The following is a 16,864-nucleotide window of genomic DNA, read 5'->3' as shown; positions in this document are numbered from 1 at the left end:
TGGACACGGCCGGCAAGCGTGCGGCGGGACCGTGGCGGGCGGGATCGGGCCGGACGGCCGCCGCGGTCACCGGGCGTGCGGGCGCAACCGGTGGTGCAGGGCGCGGGCGGAGGCATCGGTGAGGGAGGCGATCTGGTCGACGATCACCCGCTTGCGGGCACGGTCGTCGGGAGCGCCGTCGAACATCGCGCGGAACTGCGGGTCCAGCCCCTCGGGCGCCCGGGCGGCCAGTGCCTCGGCCAGCTCGGCGACGACGACGCGCTGGTCCGCGCGCAGGGCCTCCTGCTCCGCGCGCTGCATCACATAGCGGTCGGCGATCGCCTTGAGGACCGCGCACTCCAGGCGGGCCTCCTCCGGGACGACCAGCTCGGCCGCGTACCGGGTGAGCCTGCCGGTGCCGTACGTCTGACGGGTGGCGCCCTCGGCGGCCAGGCAGAACCGGCCGATGAGCTGGCTGGTGGCGTCCTTGAGCCGGGCCTGGGCGACGGCCGAGCCGTCGTAGCCGTGCGGCCACCACTCCTGGTCGACGAGGCGTTCGAGGGCGTCCGCGAGGGCCTGCGGATCGGTCTCCTCGGGGACGTAGCGGCCGATGGCGACGGCCCAGATCTCCGTGCACTCGGTCTCGGACAGCAGCACGTTCGGGTCGATGTGGCCGGCGTGCAGCCCGTCCTCGAAGTCGTGGACGGAGTAGGCCACGTCGTCGGACCAGTCCATGACCTGGGCCTCGAAGCATGTGCGGTACACCGGGGCGCCCTCCCGTACCCAGGCGAAGACCGGCAGGTCGTCCTCGTACACACCGAACTTCGGCGAGCCGGGGTCGGTGGGGTGGCCTCCCCGGGACCAGGGGTACTTGGTGGCCGCGTCGAGCGCGGCCCGGGTGAGGTTCAGACCGACGCTGATCAGCTCGCCGCCCGACTCTGGGGCAGCGGAGGTGACCGCGCCGGAGCGGACGAACCGTTTCGGCTCGATCCTGGTGAGCAGCCGCAGGGACTGGGCGTTGCCCTCGAAGCCGCCGCAGTCCTCGGCGACCTCGTTGAGGGCCTGCTCGCCGTTGTGCCCGAAGGGCGGATGTCCCAGGTCGTGCGCGAGACAGGCGGCCTCGACCAGGTCCGGGTCGCAGCCGAGCGCCGCGCCCAGCTCCCGGCCGACCTGGGCGCACTCCAGGGAATGGGTCAGCCGGGTACGGGGACTGGGGTCCCAGGCGGCACTGCGCGAGCCGGGCGTGACCACCTGCGTCTTGCCCGCGAGCCGGCGCAGCGCCGCGGAGTGCAGCACCCGCGCGCGATCGCGCTGGAAGGCCGTGCGGCCCGGGCGCTTGTCGGGCTCGGGGGCCCAGCGCGCGGTGGCCGCGTCGTCGTACTCGCAGGGGTCGCAGGGATGCGCGCGGTGTTCGGTGCGGTCGCCCGTGGTGCCTTCCATGCCCCCGACGGTAACGGCAGTCGCCGGGGCCGTGTCCGCAAGGCGGTGCCGTCCGCCCGGAGGGCACCGCCTTGCGGCGTCCGGGTGTGCCGTCGCACGCCGGGGGCCGACCTCGCTCCGGGCGTGCCCGGACACTGCCGAGCCGACCCCGACCCCGAGCCCGACGCCGACCCCGAGCCCGACGACCGCGCGCCGGGCGTCGCCGAACCGACCCCGAGCCCGACACCGACGACGCGGCGGCCGCGTCGGGCGTCGCGGGACGGCGCGACGGCGGGACTCCGCGAGCGGAGGGCCTCCCGGGCACCCGGGGCTCCGCAGCCGCCCGGACTCCGCGGACACGGAGGACTTCACGGCCGCCCGGACTCCGCGGGCACCCAGTGCTCCACGGTCAACCGGACTCCGCGGGCATGCAGGATTTCACGACCACCCGGTTACCCAGGCCCGCCTCACGAGCGCCGGGACTCCGCGGGCACCGGCCGCGGCGCCGGCGTGACTCAGACCGTGACCAGCCGGCGCGGGTCGGTCGGCGCGTACGGGGCCTGCCGGGCCTCGTCGTAACGCTGCAGCACGAGGCGGGCGAGCGCGGGGTGGGCACCGAGCGGCGCGGCCGCCACCCACGGCGCGGCGCTCCGCGAGGCCGTGGCGAACCTGCCGGGCGCGGTGAAGTACGAGGCGAGCGCCACCCGGTGCCGGCCGCGCGCGGCCAGGGCGCGCAGCGCCTCGGGAACGGTGGGCGATGCGGCGGAGGCGTAGGCGGGGAGGACGGGCACCCCCCCGAGGCGCTCCGCGAGCATCGCCGCGGTGCTGCGGGCGTCGGCGGACGACGCGGGGTCGCGTGATCCGGCGGCGGCGAGGACCACCCCGGCGCCGCGACCGCCGTCCTCCGGACCGCACCAGCCGGCCTCCACGAGCCGGTCGTGGAGAGCCTCGACGAGCAGGGGGTGCGGACCGAGCGGCGGGGCGATCCGGGCCCGGAGCCCGGGCACGGCGGCGACGGCGGCGGGGATGTCGTGCTTGACGTGGAAGCCCCGGCCGAGAAGCAGCGGAACGAGCACCGCCTCGCGGCCGCACAGACCGGCGAGGGTGTCCGGCAGCAGCGGTTCGTCGAGCTCGATGTGTCCGAGCCGCACGTCGGCAGCGGGGCGCAGCTCACGCACCCGGTCGAGCAGCCGGATGACGGTCCGCAGAGCACGGGGATCCCGGCTGCCGTGGGCGACGGCGACGAGTACGGGGCCGGCGTCGGCGGGCCCGGGGGTGGCCGCCCGGGCGGTGAACGGGTCGCCCGCGGCGGCGGACGAGAGGCTGGAAGAACTCATGGGCCTGCGCACTCCGTTGAGCTGGACATGACTGAGCTGTGCCCCCAGCTGCGCGGTGATGCGGGTGAGCATCTGCGCGGTGCTGTCGAGGGGCAGCGGGTTCGGGGCCAGTGACTCGCGAGGGTGTGCCGACTCCGTCATGAACCGATACTGACCGGCGCAGGTTGCCACGTCGTTGCGCCGTGATGACGGGTGTTTACCGCGGCCTCACGGCTGGGTGGACGGGGATGTCAGCGATGCCCAGGGGCGGAGGACGAGACACCGGACGCGAGGACGACGCCCGGGGCCGAGGACGACACCGGACGCGAGGACGACACCCGGGGCCGAGGACGACACCCGGGGCCGAGGACGACACCCGGGGCGTCACCGATACGGGCAACGGCTGCCGGTCGCGCGCGTCAGCTCGCGAGCCAGACGCGCAGTTCGGGGCCGGGCACGCAGCCCTGCCCGGCCGCCGCCTCCAGGTCCTCCCCGTGCTCGTAGCCGACGACGGGCATGCCCGGCCAGAAGCGGGCGACGGTGGCGAGACAGCCGGACCAGGCCCTGTCCAGATCCCCGTCCGCGGCGAAGACGTTCGAGAGGCCGACGACGGACTCGCTGCGGCTGACCACCGCTCCGGCGACCGTGCGGCTACCGCCGTCGGCGGTGCCGGCGAGGACGGTGACGGTACGGTCCGACAGGAGCCCCGGACGGAAGAGTCCGGTCAGGGCCGTGTCGCCGCCGGACCACGCGGCCTCCCAGCGGTCGAGGTCCGGGGCGGTCCGTACGGGGCGCCAGACGACGTCGTCGGGTGCGACCGGTGCGGCGAGCACGGCGGGACGGTGGATCCAGCGCGCGTGGAAGGCCACGTCGAAACCGTCGGCCGAGAGGTCCAGCCGCCCGAAGCTGTCCTTGATCGAACAGCCCGCCCCCGTGAGGTCGATCGCTCCCAGCACCTCGCGCTCCGTGGCGTCCGGGGCGAGGGTGACGGCGTCCGGATAGAACGGCGGGGTGCGCCGCTCGCTGGTCCAGGCCCGGTCACCGAACACCCCGGGGATCCCGTGCGCACGGCACATCGCGTGGCACCACTCGGCGTTGTTCCGGGCGGAGACAGTGATCATGGCTCGATGATGCCGCAATCTGCGGCGCAGCGGCACCATGTGCCGGAGCGGAGACCGCTGTTCCGCCTCGGTTTACGGCATCTGCAGACGGCCTCCGCCCTTCCAAATGACGAGCCGGGGAGTTCCCCCGCTCACATCGCGCGGACGGGGCGAACCTTTGCGCCCCGCCGAACGTCGGAGGAGGTGAGCCGACGAACCAGGGGGTCATCGATGCGCAAGTTCCCGCCACGCACGTTCCCGCCGCGCGGACTCGTGGCGCGCGTACTCGTGCGGCGCGGACTGCTGCCGCGCGGACTCGTGCGGCGCGGGTCTCCGCCGGGCAGGCCCGTCGGGCGCGGCCCCTTGTCGGACCGGCGTGCGCGACGCGGGTTCCTGCCGGGCGGACCGGGGCCGAAGCGGCTGCTGCCGAGCAGGCTGGTGCCCCGGACCCGGCTCGGGCAGCGGCGGACCGTGCAGGCGCTGATGCTCGCGTCGGTACTCGCGCTCGCCCCGGCGACCTGGATGCACGCGGTGGCCGACAGCCGCACCGGCACGGTCGAAGGCGCCCCCGAGCGGGAGGTCGCGGTGGTGTTCGGCGCCGGGCTGTGGAAGGGACGGCCGACCCCGTACCTCGCACACCGGCTGGACACCGCCGCGGAGCTGTACCGCTCCGGCAAGGTCAAGGTCGTCCTCGTCACCGGCGACAACAGCCGGGCGGAGTACGACGAGCCGGACGCGATGCGCACGTACCTCGTCCGGCGCGGTGTGCCGGACGGTCGGATCGTGAGCGACTACGCGGGCTTCGACACCTGGGACTCCTGCGTCCGCGCCAAGAAGATCTTCGGTGTCGACCGGGCCGTGCTCGTGACCCAGGGCTTCCACATCACGCGTGCGATCGCGCTGTGCGACGCCGCGGGGATCGAGTCGTACGGCGTCGGCGTCGCCGAGCCCCACGACTCGGTCTGGTACTACGGCGGCGCGCGGGAGCTGTTCGCGGCCGGCAAGGCGGCGCTGGACGTCGTGCTCCGGCCGGACCCGCACTTCCTGGGGCCCGAGGAGACGGGCGTGACCGAGGCCCTGGCCTCGGCGGACACCCTGCCCTGAGCCGCTCACGGCCGCTCGCCCCGCCCGGGGAGGGCCGCGTACCGAGGCCGTAATGCGGCGGGCCCGTCGCCGTAACACGGACGACGCACGCTGGAGCGCATGTCCCACGCACCGGCCCCGGCGCCCGCCCCCGCCCTCGTCCCGACCCACTGCCCCTACTGCTCCCTGCAGTGCGGGATGAACCTGCGCGGGTCCGGGGAGACGGTCGAGGTCGTGGAGCGGGACGACTTCCCGGTCAACCGGGGCGCCCTGTGCGGCAAGGGCCGCACGGCACCCGCGGTGCTCTCCTCCCGGGTCAGGCTGACCGGGCCCCTGGTCCGACGCCCCGCCACAGGCAGGCTCGAACCGGCCACCTGGGAGGAGGCCCTCCGCGTCACCGCCGACGGGCTGCGGCGCACCCGCGCACGGCACGGGGCGGACGCGGTCGGCGTGTTCGGCGGCGGGGGCCTGACCAACGAGAAGGCGTACGCGCTGGGCAAGTTCGCGCGGGTCGTGCTCGGCACCTCGCAGATCGACTACAACGGCCGGTTCTGCATGTCCTCGGCCGCGGCCGCCCACAACAAGGCGTTCGGGCTGGACCGGGGACTGCCGTTCCCGCTGGAGGACATCCCGCGCACCGGCTGCGTCGTCCTCGTCGGCTCGAACCTCGCCGAGACCATGCCGCCCGCGCTGCGCTACCTCACGGAGCTGAAGGCCAACGGCGGCCGCCTGATCGTCGTCGACCCGCGGCGTACGCGGACCGCCGAGCAGGCCGATCTGCACCTCGCGCCGCGCCCCGGCACCGACCTCGCACTCGCGCTCGGCCTGCTGCACCTGGTCGTGGCGCAGGGCCGCACCGACGAGGAGTTCATCCGGGAGCGCACGACCGGGTGGGAGGACGCCAGGGCGGCGGCGATGGCGCACTGGCCCGAGCTGGTCGAGCGGATCACCGGCGTGGGCGTGCCCCAACTGCGCTCGGCGGTGGCCCTCTTCTGCGACGCGCCGAACGCGATGGTCCTCACCGCCCGCGGGCCGGAACAGCAGTCCAAGGGCACGGACACGGTCGGCGCCTGGATCAACCTCGCCCTCGCCACCGGCAACGCGGGCCGGCCGCTGGCCGGTTACGGCTGCCTCACCGGCCAGGGCAACGGCCAGGGCGGCCGGGAGCACGGTCAGAAGGCGGACCAGCTGCCCGGCTACCGCAAGCTCGACGACCCGGCGGCGCGTGCGCACGTGGCCGGGGTGTGGGGTGTCGACCCCGACTCGCTGCCGGGCCCCGGCCGGAGCGCGTACGAACTGCTCGACGCACTCGGCCGGGACGTACGGGCGCTGCTGCTGATGGGGTCCAACCCCGTGGTGTCCGCGCCCCGCGCCGCGCACGTGGAGGAACGGATCCGCTCACTGGACTTCCTCGCCGTCGCGGACGTCGTGCTGTCGGAGACGGCGGAACTGGCCGACGTGGTCCTGCCGGTGACCCAGTGGGCGGAGGAGACGGGGACGACGACGAACCTGGAGGGCAGGGTGCTGCTGCGCCGCCGGGCGCTGACGCCGCCGCCGGGCGTGCGCAGCGACCTGGAGGTCATGCACGGGCTCGCCGGGCTGCTGGGGCACGAGAAGGGCTTCCCCACGGACCCGGAGGAGGTCTTCGGAGAGCTGCGGCGCGCCTCCTCCGGCGGTCCCGCGGACTACGCGGGCATCAGCTACCGCAGGCTGGAGGAGGAGCAGGGCGTCTTCTGGCCCTGCCCGGAGGCGGACGGACCGGGGCGGGGCACGGTGGGGCCCGCGGACGGACCGGCACGGCACACGGCCGGAACGGTGGACGGTCCGGACGCCCCGGCCGGACCGGGGCGACGCTCCGTGGAGGTGGGCGGGCGGCCCGACGGGCCGGCGGAGAGGCCGCGAGGGCACACCGGGGAGCCGGACCTGCCCGCCGGGAACCCGCATCCGGGGACGCCGCGGCTGTTCCTCGACCGGTTCGCGACGCCCGACGGGCGGGCGAGGTTCGTGCCCGTGGTGCACCGGGAGGCCGCCGAACAGACCGATGCCGAGTACCCGGTCGTGCTGACGACCGGGCGGGTCGTGGCCCAGTACCAGTCCGGGGCGCAGACCCGCAGGGTCGACGAACTGAACGCGGCGGCCCCGGGTCCGTTCGTCGAGCTGCATCCGCAGCTCGCGGCAAGGGTGGGGGTAGCGGACGGCGAGCCCGTGGCAGTGGTGTCGCGCCGTGGGCGGGCCGTCGCTCCGGCCCGGGTGAGCGAGGCGATCCGCCCCGACACGGTGTTCATGCCCTTCCACTGGCCGGGCGCGGGCCGCGCCAACACGCTGACCAATCCCGCCCTCGACCCGACGTCGCGCATGCCGGAGTTCAAGGTCTGCGCGGTACGCCTGGAGCGGGCGGCGGGCTGACGGGTCGCCCGGACGAGCCCGCCGGCACTGGGCGCACGGGCCCGAACCGGACCGGGGTGCCGGCGCACGGGCCCGAACCGAACCGGACCGGACCGGGGTGCCGGCCGGTGCCGCGCAGCGACGGACGGTCCTCGGTCTCAGCCCCGCGCGGACCAGTCGCCGCCGGGGATCGGTGTGCCCTTCGCCCGCAGTTCGCGCGCCACCGGCCCCGCCGCCACGTACACCCAGGCCGGTACGGTGCCCGACGCCGTGTGGACGTGGCGCTCGACCCGCACGTACAGGTTGCGCGGGTCGCCGGGGCCGAAGTACTCCTCCAGGTGGTCGAGCACGGCTATGAGTTCGCGGTAACGGCCCGGCGCCGCGGTGACGAGTTCGCCGGTGACGACGCCGTCGCCCTCGATCGCGTACGGGTAGCCCGGACCCTCGTACAGGAGCGCGCCGCGCAGTCGGGCGGGTTCCTCGGCCGCGGTGCGCCCGCGCAGGAAGAGGTCGTGGTTGTGCTCGCCCGCACGCAGTGTGCCGTAGACGAAGAACGGCAGGTGGGGCTCCCGGTGCCGGCCCGTCACGCCTGCTCCGCGGTCTCCGCCGCGATCCACGCCAGGTAGCCCTCGCTTCCCCGCACGACCGGTGTCGCGATGATCTCGGGCGTGTCGTAGTCGTGGTGGGTCAGCAGATGCGCCTCCAGCGCGTCGTAGCGGTCCTCGGTGGTCTTGAGCAGGACCTGCCACTCCTCGCTGGTCTCGATGGCGTTCCGCCAGTGGTACACGGAGGTGACGGGCGCCGAGATCTGCGCGCAGGCGGCCAGCCTCGCCTCCACCGCGCCGCGCGCCAGCTCCTCGGCCTTCGCGGCGCTGTCGGTCGTGGTCAGTACGGTCATGGCCCGGGTCACGAACACTCCTCGTACGGGGCGCGGACGGGCACGTCCGCGCGGCCTGCGCGCCCCGGCGGAGGACCGGGGTCACGGCCGTACGTCTACCACCGACCTCGCCGGGTGATCCAGTGCCGGCCCGGGGCACGGCCACCGTGCCCGGCGTGCCGCCCGGGCGGCACGGGGGCGGGACCCGCGGGACGGCAGCACCGTCACCCTTCGGCGCCTGGTGCCTCGGCGGACACGGACTCGGCGGGCACGGAGCCGGATCCGGGTGCGGGGCAGATCCGGGAGGGGACAGGATCCGGGAACGGGACAGGATGACCGCGTCGCGACGGGCACGGGGACGGGCGGGAGAACGGAATCGGCGGCGGGCGCCTGCGGGGTGAGCTCCACGCCGGTCGGCGGGACACCTAAACCTTCGTCGAAGTCGAGCGATAGTCTGACGGTATGTCGCATCTCGCCCGGGACGCCAGGGAAACCACGGTCGGCGAGCTGGCGGAGCGCAGCGGCGTCGCCCCGTCCGCACTGCGCTTCTACGAGCGCGAGGGGCTCATCACCAGCCGCCGCACCGCCGGCAACCAGCGGCGCTACGGCAGGGACACCCTGCGCAGGGTCGCGTTCATCCGGACCTCGCAGCGCCTCGGCATCCCGCTGGCCACCATCCGCGAGGTGCTGGGGCTGCTGCCGGACGACCGCACACCCACCCGGGAGGACTGGGCCCGGATCTCCGAACGCTGGCGCGAGGACCTGGACGTGCGGATCCGTACGCTCCAGCGCCTGCGGGACAACCTCACGGACTGCATCGGCTGCGGTTGTCTGTCTCTGGACCGCTGCGCGCTGTCCAACCCGGGTGACGAACTGGCCGCGCACGGCCCCGGTCCCCGCCGGCTGATCGAGGACTGAGCGGGCGGAGGCCGGGCAACCGGTCCGTCGGTCCGCGTCCCGGACCGGGACCTCGGAGGAGCACCGACGCGGGTCCGGTCCGCGGAGGAGCACCGACGCGGGCCCGGCCTAGGGTGGGCGGGTGACGAATCCGCCGAACGTGCACATCGAGATCGACGGCAGGCCGGCGACCGGGCTGGATCCCGCCGTGATCCCGGTGCTCCAGGCCGCCTACGGGCACTTCACCGCGATGCAGGTGCGCGACGGCCGGGCCCGGGGCCTGGCGCTGCACCTGGAGCGGCTGGACCACGGGACGCGCGAGTTGTTCGGCACGGGCCTCGACGGGGACCTGGTGCGGGCGCTGGTGCGCCACGCGCTCGACGGGTCGGGCCGGGGCGACGCGGGCGTGCGGGTGTACGTGTACGGGGCGGCGACCGGAGGCGGCGCGCCGACGGTGGTGGTGACCGTGCGGGAGCCGCGGACCATGCCGGGGACGCCCCGGAGCATGATGCCGGTGCCGTTCCTGCGGCCGGTCCCGCACATCAAGCACGCGGGCGGGGTCGGCCAGCCGTACTACGGGCGGGCCGCCGCGCTGGCGGGCTTCGACGACGCGCTGCTGACCGGCCCCGGCGGGGAAGTCGCGGAGGGCCACACCACCAATGTCGCCTTCTGGGACGGCACTTCGCTCGTCTGGCCGGACGCGCCGGCGCTGCGCGGGACCACGATGGCGCTGCTGGAGCGGCTGCTGCCGTCCGTGCGGCGGGAGGTGCGGCTCGCGGACCTCGGCGCGTACCCGGCGGCGGTACTGATGAACTCACAGGGCCTCGCGCCCGTCCACCGGATCGGCACGACGGGGTTCGCCGTGGACGGGGAGCTGATGACCCGGTTGTGCGAGGCGTACGGGACGGTCCCCTGGGACGACATCTGACGGCGGCCCGCGTGGCTCGCGCAGGGGGCGTCACTCGTTCGGCGCGGCTCCTCGAACCGCCCGGCCAATGGCGCAATCGCACCCCTGTGACCTGCGACGACGCCCCCGAACCAAGACGACACGCCGTACGGTTCGAGCGAAACTGATCGCCCATCAGCAGGCGTGGGGGGCGGTCTGCGCCTTACCTCTTGAGATGTAGGAACGGCCGCCGGCACCCCGGTCCGGCGGCACCGGCCATCGCCCCGGAGGACGTCATGCGCACCACCGCCCGCCTGCTGGTCGGCCTCGCGCTCACGGCCGCCTGCGTCGGTGCGACCGCCCTCCCCGCCGCGTACGCGGCGGACCCCGGAACACTGACCCTGACCCCCTCGAGCACCACCGCCGGTGCCGCCGTGACCGTGAGCACCACCGCGTGCGGCGAGCGCGGTCACGGCACGGGCGACGCCGAGTCGCTCGGCGCGGACGGGTTCGACCTGGCACCCGGCGCCCGCAAGGACGCCGCGGTCGGCAGGTTCACGGTGCCCGAGGACACCGAGCCGGGGACCTACACGGTCTCCGTGCTCTGCGACAACGGCACGAAGGCCGCAGGGGACCTCGTGGTGCGGGCCCACGGGCACGAACCGAGCGGCCATGTGAAGACGGGAGTCGGCGGCAGCGTCGGCCCCGACATCACCCAGATCACGGCGGGGGTGGCCGTCCTGGCCGCGGCCGCCGTCGGCGGGACCTGGTTCCTGCGCCGTCGGGCGAGCGGCGCGCAGGGCTGACGGAGAGCGTTGGCGCTCGGCCTCCACCGTCCCACGTACCGCCGTCCCCGCCCCCGTCACGCTTCGTCCGGCTGACGGGGGCGGGGAGTTTTCCCCTCCCGGACCAGGCGTCCGAGGAGTCCCGGAGGAGCTCATGAAGTCGAAGGGGCTGCTGCTGGCCGTGGCCGTCTGCGCCGGTGTGTGGCTGGTGCAGAACGGCGCCAGGCCCGTCACCCCGCCCGCGCCCTCCGCCGCCGAGGCCTTCGCCACCGGCCGGCACACGGACGCCGCCGCCCCTCCGCTGCCGCCCTCACCGCCGGTGCGGCTGCGCATCCCGCGGATCGCCGTGGACGCGCCCGTGACGCGCCTCGGACTGGCCCCCGACGACAGCCTCGAGGTGCCGCCCGCCGACGAGGGCGAGGTGGCCGGCTGGTACGGCGGCGGCACCACGCCGGGCGCCCGGGGCACCGCGATCGTCGCCGGTCACGTCGACGACGCCGACGGGCCCGCCGTCTTCTACGAGCTGGGCACCCTGAAGAGGGGCAACCGCATCGAGGTCCTGCGCGAGGACGGCCGCACGGCGGTCTTCACGGTCGACGCGGTCGAGGTGTACGAGAACGACGCCTTCCCGGACCGGAAGGTGTACGGGGCCGCGCGCAGGGCCGAACTACGGGTGATCACCTGCGGCGGGCCCTTCGACGAGAGGACCGGATACGGAGGCAACGTGGTGGCCTTCGCCCACCTGGTCGGCGTGCGCGGAACGGCAAGCTCCACCAGGCCCGCCACGTCTCCGCCGGCCCGTCCGGCGCTCTCGGAACGGCACGTTCCGCAAGGCCCGCCCATGTCCGCGCACCCCCCGAGCCGACGCGGCCCTACCCCGACCACTGGTCGAACGCCAGCTTCGCCACCAGCGAGAACACGACCACGAGCAGCACCCCGCGCACGAACTCCGCGCCCTTGCGGAGCGCCGTCCGCGCGCCGAGCATGCCGCCCGCCAGGTTGAACACCGCCATCAGCGCGGCCAGCCGCCACAGCACCGTCCCCTGGTAGGCGAACATCGCGAGGGCGCCGGCGTTGGTGCACACGTTGACGATCTTGGCGGTGGCGGAGGCCGCGACCAGGTCCAGATGGAGCACGGCGGTCAGGGCGAGCACCAGGAAGGTGCCGGTGCCGGGCCCGAACAGGCCGTCGTAGAATCCGATCCCGCCGCCGACGAGGACGATCGCGGTGGCGATCCGGGCGCGGGTGACCGGTCCCCGGTCCGCATGGGTACCGAAGGACGGGCGCAGCAGGACGAACGCCGCGACGCCCAGCAGCACCACCATGATCACGGGCCGGAGCACCTCGCTGCTGATGCCCGCGGCGAAGAACGCCCCGCCCATGGAGCCGGCGAGCGCGGCGAGCCCGATCCGTACGGCCGTCCCCACCCGCACCGGCGCCCTGCGGACATAGGTGACCGCCGCGCCGGTCGTGCCGACGATGGCGACCGCCTTGTTGGTGCCGAGGATCTGCGCGGCCGGCACCTGCGGCATGCCGAGCAGCAGCGCCGGCAGGAGCAGGAGCCCCCCTCCGCCGACCACCGCGTCGATCCAGCCGGCCGCCGCGGCGGCCACGCAGAGGAAGACGAGGGTGGTCAGCGATATGTCGGGCATGGCCGCGACCCTACGGAGAAGATCCGTGTGCCGTCCATCGATCCCGTGAGTCTTGAGCTACGTCTGAGGTTCGCTGGGCGCAAGCGACCTTCCCCCGTGAACGCGGGCCGCCGGCGGCGCCCCCGCTCCCTCACACTGCGGGCGGGCGCGCGCTGAGGGCAGTGTTCCGCGCGGGAAACAACCGGGATGCGGACGGGTAACACCCGCACCGCACGCTGCGTACATGGATTCGAGGATCGTGGTGATCGGCGCCGGGATGGCGGGCGCGCGGCTGGCGCGGCAGCTCGCCCCGGCGTGCGACGTCACGCTGCTCGGCGAGGAGCCGCACGCCCCCTACAACAGGGTGCTGCTGGCCGACGTCCTGGCCGGCCGGTACGCACCCGAGGTGATCGCGCTGCCGCCGGTCCCGGACGGTACGGCCGAGGTGCGGCGCGGGGTGCGGGCGGTACGGATCGACCGCGAGGCGCGGACCGTGCACTGCGCGGACGGCTCGTCGGTGGTGTACGACCGGCTGGTGCTGGCGACCGGGTCGAACCCGGTGCTGCCGCCGCTGCGCGGGCTCGACGGCGGGCTGCCGGACGGCGTCCACCCCTTCCGCACCCTCGACGACTGCCTGGCACTCGCGGCATCGGCCCGGCCCGGCGGCCGCGCGGTCGTCGTCGGCGGCGGGCTGCTCGGCGTCTCCGCCGCGCGGGCGCTCGCGGAACGCGGCACGGACGTGGTCGTCGCCCACCAGGGCCCCACCCTGATGGACCGCCACCTCGACCCGGAGGCGGGCGGCCTGGTTCGCCGCCACCTGGAGGGACTCGGCGTGGAGGTCCACACCGAGTGCCACGCCCGGGGGCTGCGCCACCACGGCGGGTCCGTCACCGGGGTCGAGCTCGCCGACGGCTTCGTCCTCGACGCCGACCAGGTCGTCCTCGCCTGCGGCGTCCGCCCCCGCACGGGCCTCGCCGCGGACGCGGGCCTCACGGTCGGCCAGGGCGTCGTCGTCGACGACACCCTGACCACGTCGGACCCGTACGTCCACGCCATCGGCGACTGCGCCGAACACGCGGGCACCGTCTACGGGCTGGCGACCCCCGCCCTGGAACAGGCCGACGTGCTGGCGGCGGTCCTGACCGCCGCGGCCGTGCCGGGCCAGGGGCCGGACGCCCCGCGCTACACCGGCACCCGGTCCCTCACCCGGCTCACCCTCGGCTCCGCCGGCGCCTTCGACGTCGCCGCCTTCGGGGAGCCCTCGCCGCGGCCCGGGGACGACGTCGTGCGGCTCGCAGACGCCACCCGCGGCGCCTACCGGAAGGTCGTCGTCCGAGGCGACCGGCTCGTCGGCGGCGTTCTCCTCGGAGACCTCGCCGCCGTCGGCGCCCTCGCCCGGGCCTGGGAGGGCGACGACCCGCTCCCGGAAGCACCCCTGCTCCACCTGCTCACCACCGATGGAGGACTCTGATGACCACCCCCACGATCGTGCTCGTCGGCCACGGGATGGTCGGCCAGCACTTCCTGGAGGCCCTCGCGGAGCGCGGCGTCACCGGCCGCGCCCGGGTCGTGGTGCTGTGCGAGGAACCGCGCCCCGCCTACGACCGGGTCCAGCTCACCTCGTACTTCTCCGGCCGGACGCCCGACGACCTCTCGATGGTCGAGGACGGCTTCATGGCGCGGCACGGCATCGAGCTCCACCTGGACGACCCGGCGGAGCACATCGACCGTGCCGCCCGCACCGTCACCTCGCGCAGCGGGCGGACGATCACGTACGACACGCTCGTCCTGGCCACCGGCTCCTACCCGTTCGTGCCGCCCGTCCCCGGCCGCGACGCCGAGGGCTGCTTCGTCTACCGCACCATCGAGGACCTCCTCGCGATCGAGGAGTACGCCAAGACCTCCCGCACCGGCGTCGTCGTCGGCGGCGGACTCCTCGGCCTGGAGGCGGCCGGCGCGCTCAAGGGCCTGGGCCTGGACACCCACGTCGTGGAGTTCGCGCCCCGGCTGATGCCGGTGCAGGTCGACGACGGCGGCGGCGCCGCGCTGCTGCGCACCATCGAGGGCATGGGCCTGACCGTCCACACCGGCGTCGGCACCCAGGAGATCGTCGCCGACGGCCCCGCCGTCACCGGGATGAAGCTCTCCGACGGCTCGACGCTCGCCACCGACCTGGTGGTCTTCTCCGCCGGCGTGCGCCCCCGCGACCAGCTGGCCCGCGACACGGGCCTCACCGTCGGCGAACGCGGCGGCATCGTCGTCGACGAGCGCTGCCGCACCTCCGACCCGGACGTGTACGCGATCGGCGAGTGCGCCCTCGCCTCGGACGGGCGGGTCTACGGGCTCGTCGCGCCCGGCTACGACATGGCGAAGACCGTCGCGGACGTCCTCGCCGACCGCACCTCCGACAGCGCCTTCACCGGAGCGGACACCTCCACCAAGCTGAAGCTCCTCGGCGTGGACGTGGCCTCGTTCGGCGACGCGCACGGCACGGCTGAGGGCTGCCTGGACGTCGTCTACTCCGACTCCCGCTCCGGGGTCTACAAGAAGCTGGTCGTCGGCGCGGACGGCACCCTGCTCGGCGGCGTCCTGGTCGGCGACGCCGACTCCTACGGCATGCTCCGCCCGCTCACCGGCTCGGTACCGCCCGTGCCGCCGGAGCAGCTGGTGCTGCCCGCCGGAGCCGGGGCTCCCGTCGCGCTCGGACCGTCCGCGCTGCCCGACGAGGCCGTGATCTGCTCCTGCCACAACGTCACCAAGGGCGAGATCTGCGCCCACACCACCCTGCCCGAGGTGAAGAAGTGCACCAAGGCGGGCACGGGCTGCGGAAGCTGCGTCAAGGTCATCGGCCAGCTGCTGCCGCAGGCCGCCGACCAGGGCCTGTGCGGCTGCTTCTCGTACACCCGCAGCGAGCTGTACGAGATCGTCCGCACGCTCGGCCTCACCTCGTACGCCGAACTCCTCGACTCCCACGGGCAGGAGGAGGCCCGCGGCGGCGACGGCTGCGAGACCTGCAAGCCCGCCGTCGGTTCGATCCTCGCCAGCCTCGGCAACGGCTACATCCTCGACGGCGAGCAGGGCGCGCTGCAGGACACCAACGACCACTTCCTCGCCAATCTGCAGCGCAACGGCTCCTACTCGATCGTGCCCCGCATCCCCGGCGGGGAGATCACCCCCGAGAAGTTGATCGTGATCGGCGAGGTCGCCCGGGACTTCGGCCTCTACACCAAGATCACCGGCGGCCAGCGGATCGACATGTTCGGTGCCCGTGTGGACCAGCTCCCCGCGATCTGGACCCGCCTGGTGGACGCCGGCTTCGAGTCCGGCCACGCCTACGGGAAGTCGCTGCGCACGGTCAAGTCCTGCGTGGGGCAGACCTGGTGCCGCTACGGGGTCCAGGACAGCGTCCGGATGGCGATCGACCTGGAGCTGCGCTACCGCGGCCTGCGCGCCCCGCACAAGCTGAAGTCGGCGGTCTCGGGCTGCGCCCGCGAGTGCGCGGAGGCGCAGTCGAAGGACTTCGGCGTGATCGCCACCGCCAACGGCTGGAACCTGTACGTCGGCGGCAACGGCGGGGCGACCCCGCGCCATGCGGACCTGCTCGCCCAGGACCTGTCCGACGCCGAACTCGTCCGGCTCATCGACCGGTTCCTGATGTTCTACATCCGCACCGCGGACCGCCTGGAGCGCACCTCGGTCTGGCTGGAACGTCTGGAGGGCGGACTCGACCACCTGCGGGACGTCGTGGTGCACGACTCCCTCGGGCTGTGCGGCGAACTCGAGGCGATGATGGCCGGGCACGTGGCCGGCTACCGCGACGAATGGGCCGAGACCCTCGACGACCCGGACCGGCTGCGCCGCTTCGTGTCGTTCGTGAACGCGCCGGACGCGCCGGACCCGTCCGTGAGGTTCGTCCCCGAACGGGACCAGATCAAGCCGGACCTCACCGTTCTCACCCTGGAAGGGACGCTCGCACGATGACGATCCAGGACGCACCACCGACCACGCTCCAGATCGAACTGGACGGCAGCTGGCTGTCCGTCTGCGAGATCACCCGGCTCACCCCGGGCCGCGGCATGGCCGCCCTGCTCCCCGACGGGCGGCAGGCCGCGGTCTTCCTGGACCGCGCGGGGACGCCGTACGCGATCGACAACCGCGACCCGTTCACCGGCGCCCAGGTCCTGTCGCGGGGCCTGGTGGGCGCCGCGGACGGGCGGGTGTTCGTCGCCTCCCCGCTGCTGAAGCAGCGGTTCGACCTGGCGACGGGCCGCTGCCTGGACGACGACGAGGTGTCGGTGCGCGCGTTCACGGTGCGCTGGGCCTGACGGGGTGGTGCCCGGCCGCGGCGCGAACCGGAGGCGTGGTGCGTGCCGGCGGGCGACGGGCCGTCCGGGCGCGGGGAGTGACAGGCACGGAGGCGGCCGGCGGCACGACGGGGGGCGCCGGCCGCCGCTCGGGGCGCCCGCGCCGGCGGGGGAACGCGCGCCCGCCGGACGGGAACCCACG

14 protein-coding genes and 1 pseudogene are annotated in these 16,864 nt (G+C 74.7%); 9 read left to right on the top strand and 6 right to left on the bottom strand.

Going from position 1 to position 16,864, the window contains the following annotated elements; genetic code table 11:
• Nucleotides 1-66: 66 nt before the first annotated feature.
• From O7595_RS22900 to O7595_RS22890, 3 genes are all read right to left on the bottom strand, one after another.
• Nucleotides 67-1,419 (bottom strand): deoxyguanosinetriphosphate triphosphohydrolase, encoded by a 1,353-nt coding sequence (locus O7595_RS22900; RefSeq protein ID WP_269730505.1) that lies wholly within the window; start codon nt 1,417-1,419, stop codon nt 67-69.
• A gap of 494 nt (nt 1,420-1,913) precedes the next feature.
• Nucleotides 1,914-2,876 carry a sirohydrochlorin chelatase gene (locus tag O7595_RS22895; protein ID WP_269730504.1) on the bottom strand — a complete coding sequence of 321 codons (963 nt, stop codon included), beginning with the start codon at nt 2,874-2,876 and terminating at the stop codon, nt 1,914-1,916.
• Between the two features lie 257 nt (nt 2,877-3,133).
• Nucleotides 3,134-3,835 carry a hypothetical protein gene (locus O7595_RS22890; RefSeq protein ID WP_269730503.1) on the bottom strand — a complete coding sequence of 234 codons (702 nt, stop codon included), beginning with the start codon at nt 3,833-3,835 and terminating at the stop codon, nt 3,134-3,136.
• Nucleotides 3,836-4,045: 210 nt separating this feature from the next.
• On the opposite strand from O7595_RS22890, the gene O7595_RS22885 reads away from it, so the two are divergent.
• The gene (locus O7595_RS22885) at nt 4,046-4,918 is read left to right on the top strand and encodes a SanA/YdcF family protein (RefSeq protein ID WP_443071698.1); all 873 of its coding nucleotides are present in this window, start codon (nt 4,046-4,048) and stop codon (nt 4,916-4,918) included.
• Nucleotides 4,919-5,017: 99 nt separating this feature from the next.
• On the top strand, nt 5,018-7,303 hold the full coding sequence (locus O7595_RS22880; protein WP_269730502.1) for a molybdopterin oxidoreductase family protein: 2,286 nt from the start codon (nt 5,018-5,020) through the stop codon (nt 7,301-7,303).
• A 137-nt stretch (nt 7,304-7,440) separates the two neighbouring features.
• On the opposite strand, the gene O7595_RS22875 is transcribed toward O7595_RS22880, so the two are convergent.
• Both O7595_RS22875 and cutA read right to left on the bottom strand, forming a co-directional pair.
• The gene (locus O7595_RS22875; protein ID WP_269730501.1) at nt 7,441-7,869 is read right to left on the bottom strand and encodes a gamma-glutamylcyclotransferase family protein; all 429 of its coding nucleotides are present in this window, start codon (nt 7,867-7,869) and stop codon (nt 7,441-7,443) included.
• Nucleotides 7,866-8,180, bottom strand: a complete 315-nt coding sequence (gene cutA, locus O7595_RS22870) for a divalent-cation tolerance protein CutA (protein WP_269732587.1) — start codon at nt 8,178-8,180, stop codon at nt 7,866-7,868. The genes O7595_RS22875 and cutA overlap by 4 nt, the downstream gene beginning before the upstream one ends.
• 441 nt (nt 8,181-8,621) lie before the next feature.
• Here cutA and soxR point away from each other — a divergent pair, with 441 nt between their 5' ends.
• The 4 genes and pseudogenes from soxR to O7595_RS22850 form a co-directional block, all read left to right on the top strand.
• A complete protein-coding gene (soxR, locus tag O7595_RS22865; protein ID WP_269730500.1) occupies nt 8,622-9,077 on the top strand; it encodes a redox-sensitive transcriptional activator SoxR in 456 nt (151 codons plus the stop codon).
• 121 nt (nt 9,078-9,198) lie between these two features.
• Nucleotides 9,199-9,984 carry an aminotransferase class IV gene (locus O7595_RS22860; protein WP_269730499.1) on the top strand — a complete coding sequence of 262 codons (786 nt, stop codon included), beginning with the start codon at nt 9,199-9,201 and terminating at the stop codon, nt 9,982-9,984.
• Nucleotides 9,985-10,238: 254 nt separating this feature from the next.
• Nucleotides 10,239-10,748: a hypothetical protein gene (locus O7595_RS22855; RefSeq protein WP_269730498.1), complete on the top strand. Its 510-nt coding sequence runs from the start codon at nt 10,239-10,241 to the stop codon at nt 10,746-10,748.
• A 133-nt stretch (nt 10,749-10,881) separates the two neighbouring features.
• A pseudogene (locus O7595_RS22850) lies at nt 10,882-11,484 on the top strand (class F sortase); the annotation flags it as partial.
• Nucleotides 11,485-11,599: 115 nt separating this feature from the next.
• On the opposite strand, the gene O7595_RS22845 reads toward O7595_RS22850, so the two are convergent.
• Nucleotides 11,600-12,379, bottom strand: coding sequence for a sulfite exporter TauE/SafE family protein (locus O7595_RS22845; protein WP_269730497.1), 780 nt, complete (start codon nt 12,377-12,379; stop codon nt 11,600-11,602).
• 223 nt (nt 12,380-12,602) lie between these two features.
• Between O7595_RS22845 and O7595_RS22840 the strand changes: the two genes are divergently transcribed.
• Genes O7595_RS22840 through nirD form a run of 3 tightly spaced genes read left to right on the top strand, consistent with a single transcriptional unit; the run spans nt 12,603 to nt 16,683 of the window.
• Entirely contained in the window at nt 12,603-13,829 is a 1,227-nt protein-coding gene (locus O7595_RS22840) for an NAD(P)/FAD-dependent oxidoreductase (RefSeq protein ID WP_269730496.1), read from the top strand.
• Nucleotides 13,829-16,339, top strand: a complete 2,511-nt coding sequence (nirB, locus tag O7595_RS22835) for a nitrite reductase large subunit NirB (RefSeq protein ID WP_269730495.1) — start codon at nt 13,829-13,831, stop codon at nt 16,337-16,339. The genes O7595_RS22840 and nirB overlap by 1 nt, the downstream gene beginning before the upstream one ends.
• Nucleotides 16,336-16,683, top strand: coding sequence for a nitrite reductase small subunit NirD (gene nirD / locus O7595_RS22830; protein WP_269730494.1), 348 nt, complete (start codon nt 16,336-16,338; stop codon nt 16,681-16,683). The genes nirB and nirD overlap by 4 nt, the downstream gene beginning before the upstream one ends.
• Nucleotides 16,684-16,864: the final 181 nt, after the last annotated feature.

It is taken from the genome of Streptomyces sp. WMMC940 (genome assembly GCF_027460265.1).
In the GTDB taxonomy this organism is placed as follows: Bacteria; Actinomycetota; Actinomycetes; order Streptomycetales; family Streptomycetaceae; genus Streptomyces.
This window is presented reverse-complemented; position numbering and strand designations above follow the sequence as displayed.

What these genes read in the sequence shown, in the direction of transcription:
- O7595_RS22880 (WP_269730502.1), top strand. Translation starts at nt 5,018, where the DNA reads ATGTCCCACGCACCGGCCCCGGCGCCCGCCCCCGCCCTCGTCCCGACC.
- O7595_RS22900 (WP_269730505.1), bottom strand. Translation starts at nt 1,419, where the DNA reads ATGGAAGGCACCACGGGCGACCGCACCGAACACCGCGCGCATCCCTGC.
- O7595_RS22845 (WP_269730497.1), bottom strand. Translation starts at nt 12,379, where the DNA reads ATGCCCGACATATCGCTGACCACCCTCGTCTTCCTCTGCGTGGCCGCC.
- nirD (WP_269730494.1), top strand. Translation starts at nt 16,336, where the DNA reads ATGACGATCCAGGACGCACCACCGACCACGCTCCAGATCGAACTGGAC.
- O7595_RS22890 (WP_269730503.1), bottom strand. Translation starts at nt 3,835, where the DNA reads ATGATCACTGTCTCCGCCCGGAACAACGCCGAGTGGTGCCACGCGATG.
- O7595_RS22840 (WP_269730496.1), top strand. Translation starts at nt 12,603, where the DNA reads ATGGATTCGAGGATCGTGGTGATCGGCGCCGGGATGGCGGGCGCGCGG.
- soxR (WP_269730500.1), top strand. Translation starts at nt 8,622, where the DNA reads ATGTCGCATCTCGCCCGGGACGCCAGGGAAACCACGGTCGGCGAGCTG.
- O7595_RS22885 (WP_443071698.1), top strand. Translation starts at nt 4,046, where the DNA reads ATGCGCAAGTTCCCGCCACGCACGTTCCCGCCGCGCGGACTCGTGGCG.
- O7595_RS22895 (WP_269730504.1), bottom strand. Translation starts at nt 2,876, where the DNA reads ATGACGGAGTCGGCACACCCTCGCGAGTCACTGGCCCCGAACCCGCTG.
- cutA (WP_269732587.1), bottom strand. Translation starts at nt 8,180, where the DNA reads ATGACCGTACTGACCACGACCGACAGCGCCGCGAAGGCCGAGGAGCTG.
- O7595_RS22855 (WP_269730498.1), top strand. Translation starts at nt 10,239, where the DNA reads ATGCGCACCACCGCCCGCCTGCTGGTCGGCCTCGCGCTCACGGCCGCC.
- nirB (WP_269730495.1), top strand. Translation starts at nt 13,829, where the DNA reads ATGACCACCCCCACGATCGTGCTCGTCGGCCACGGGATGGTCGGCCAG.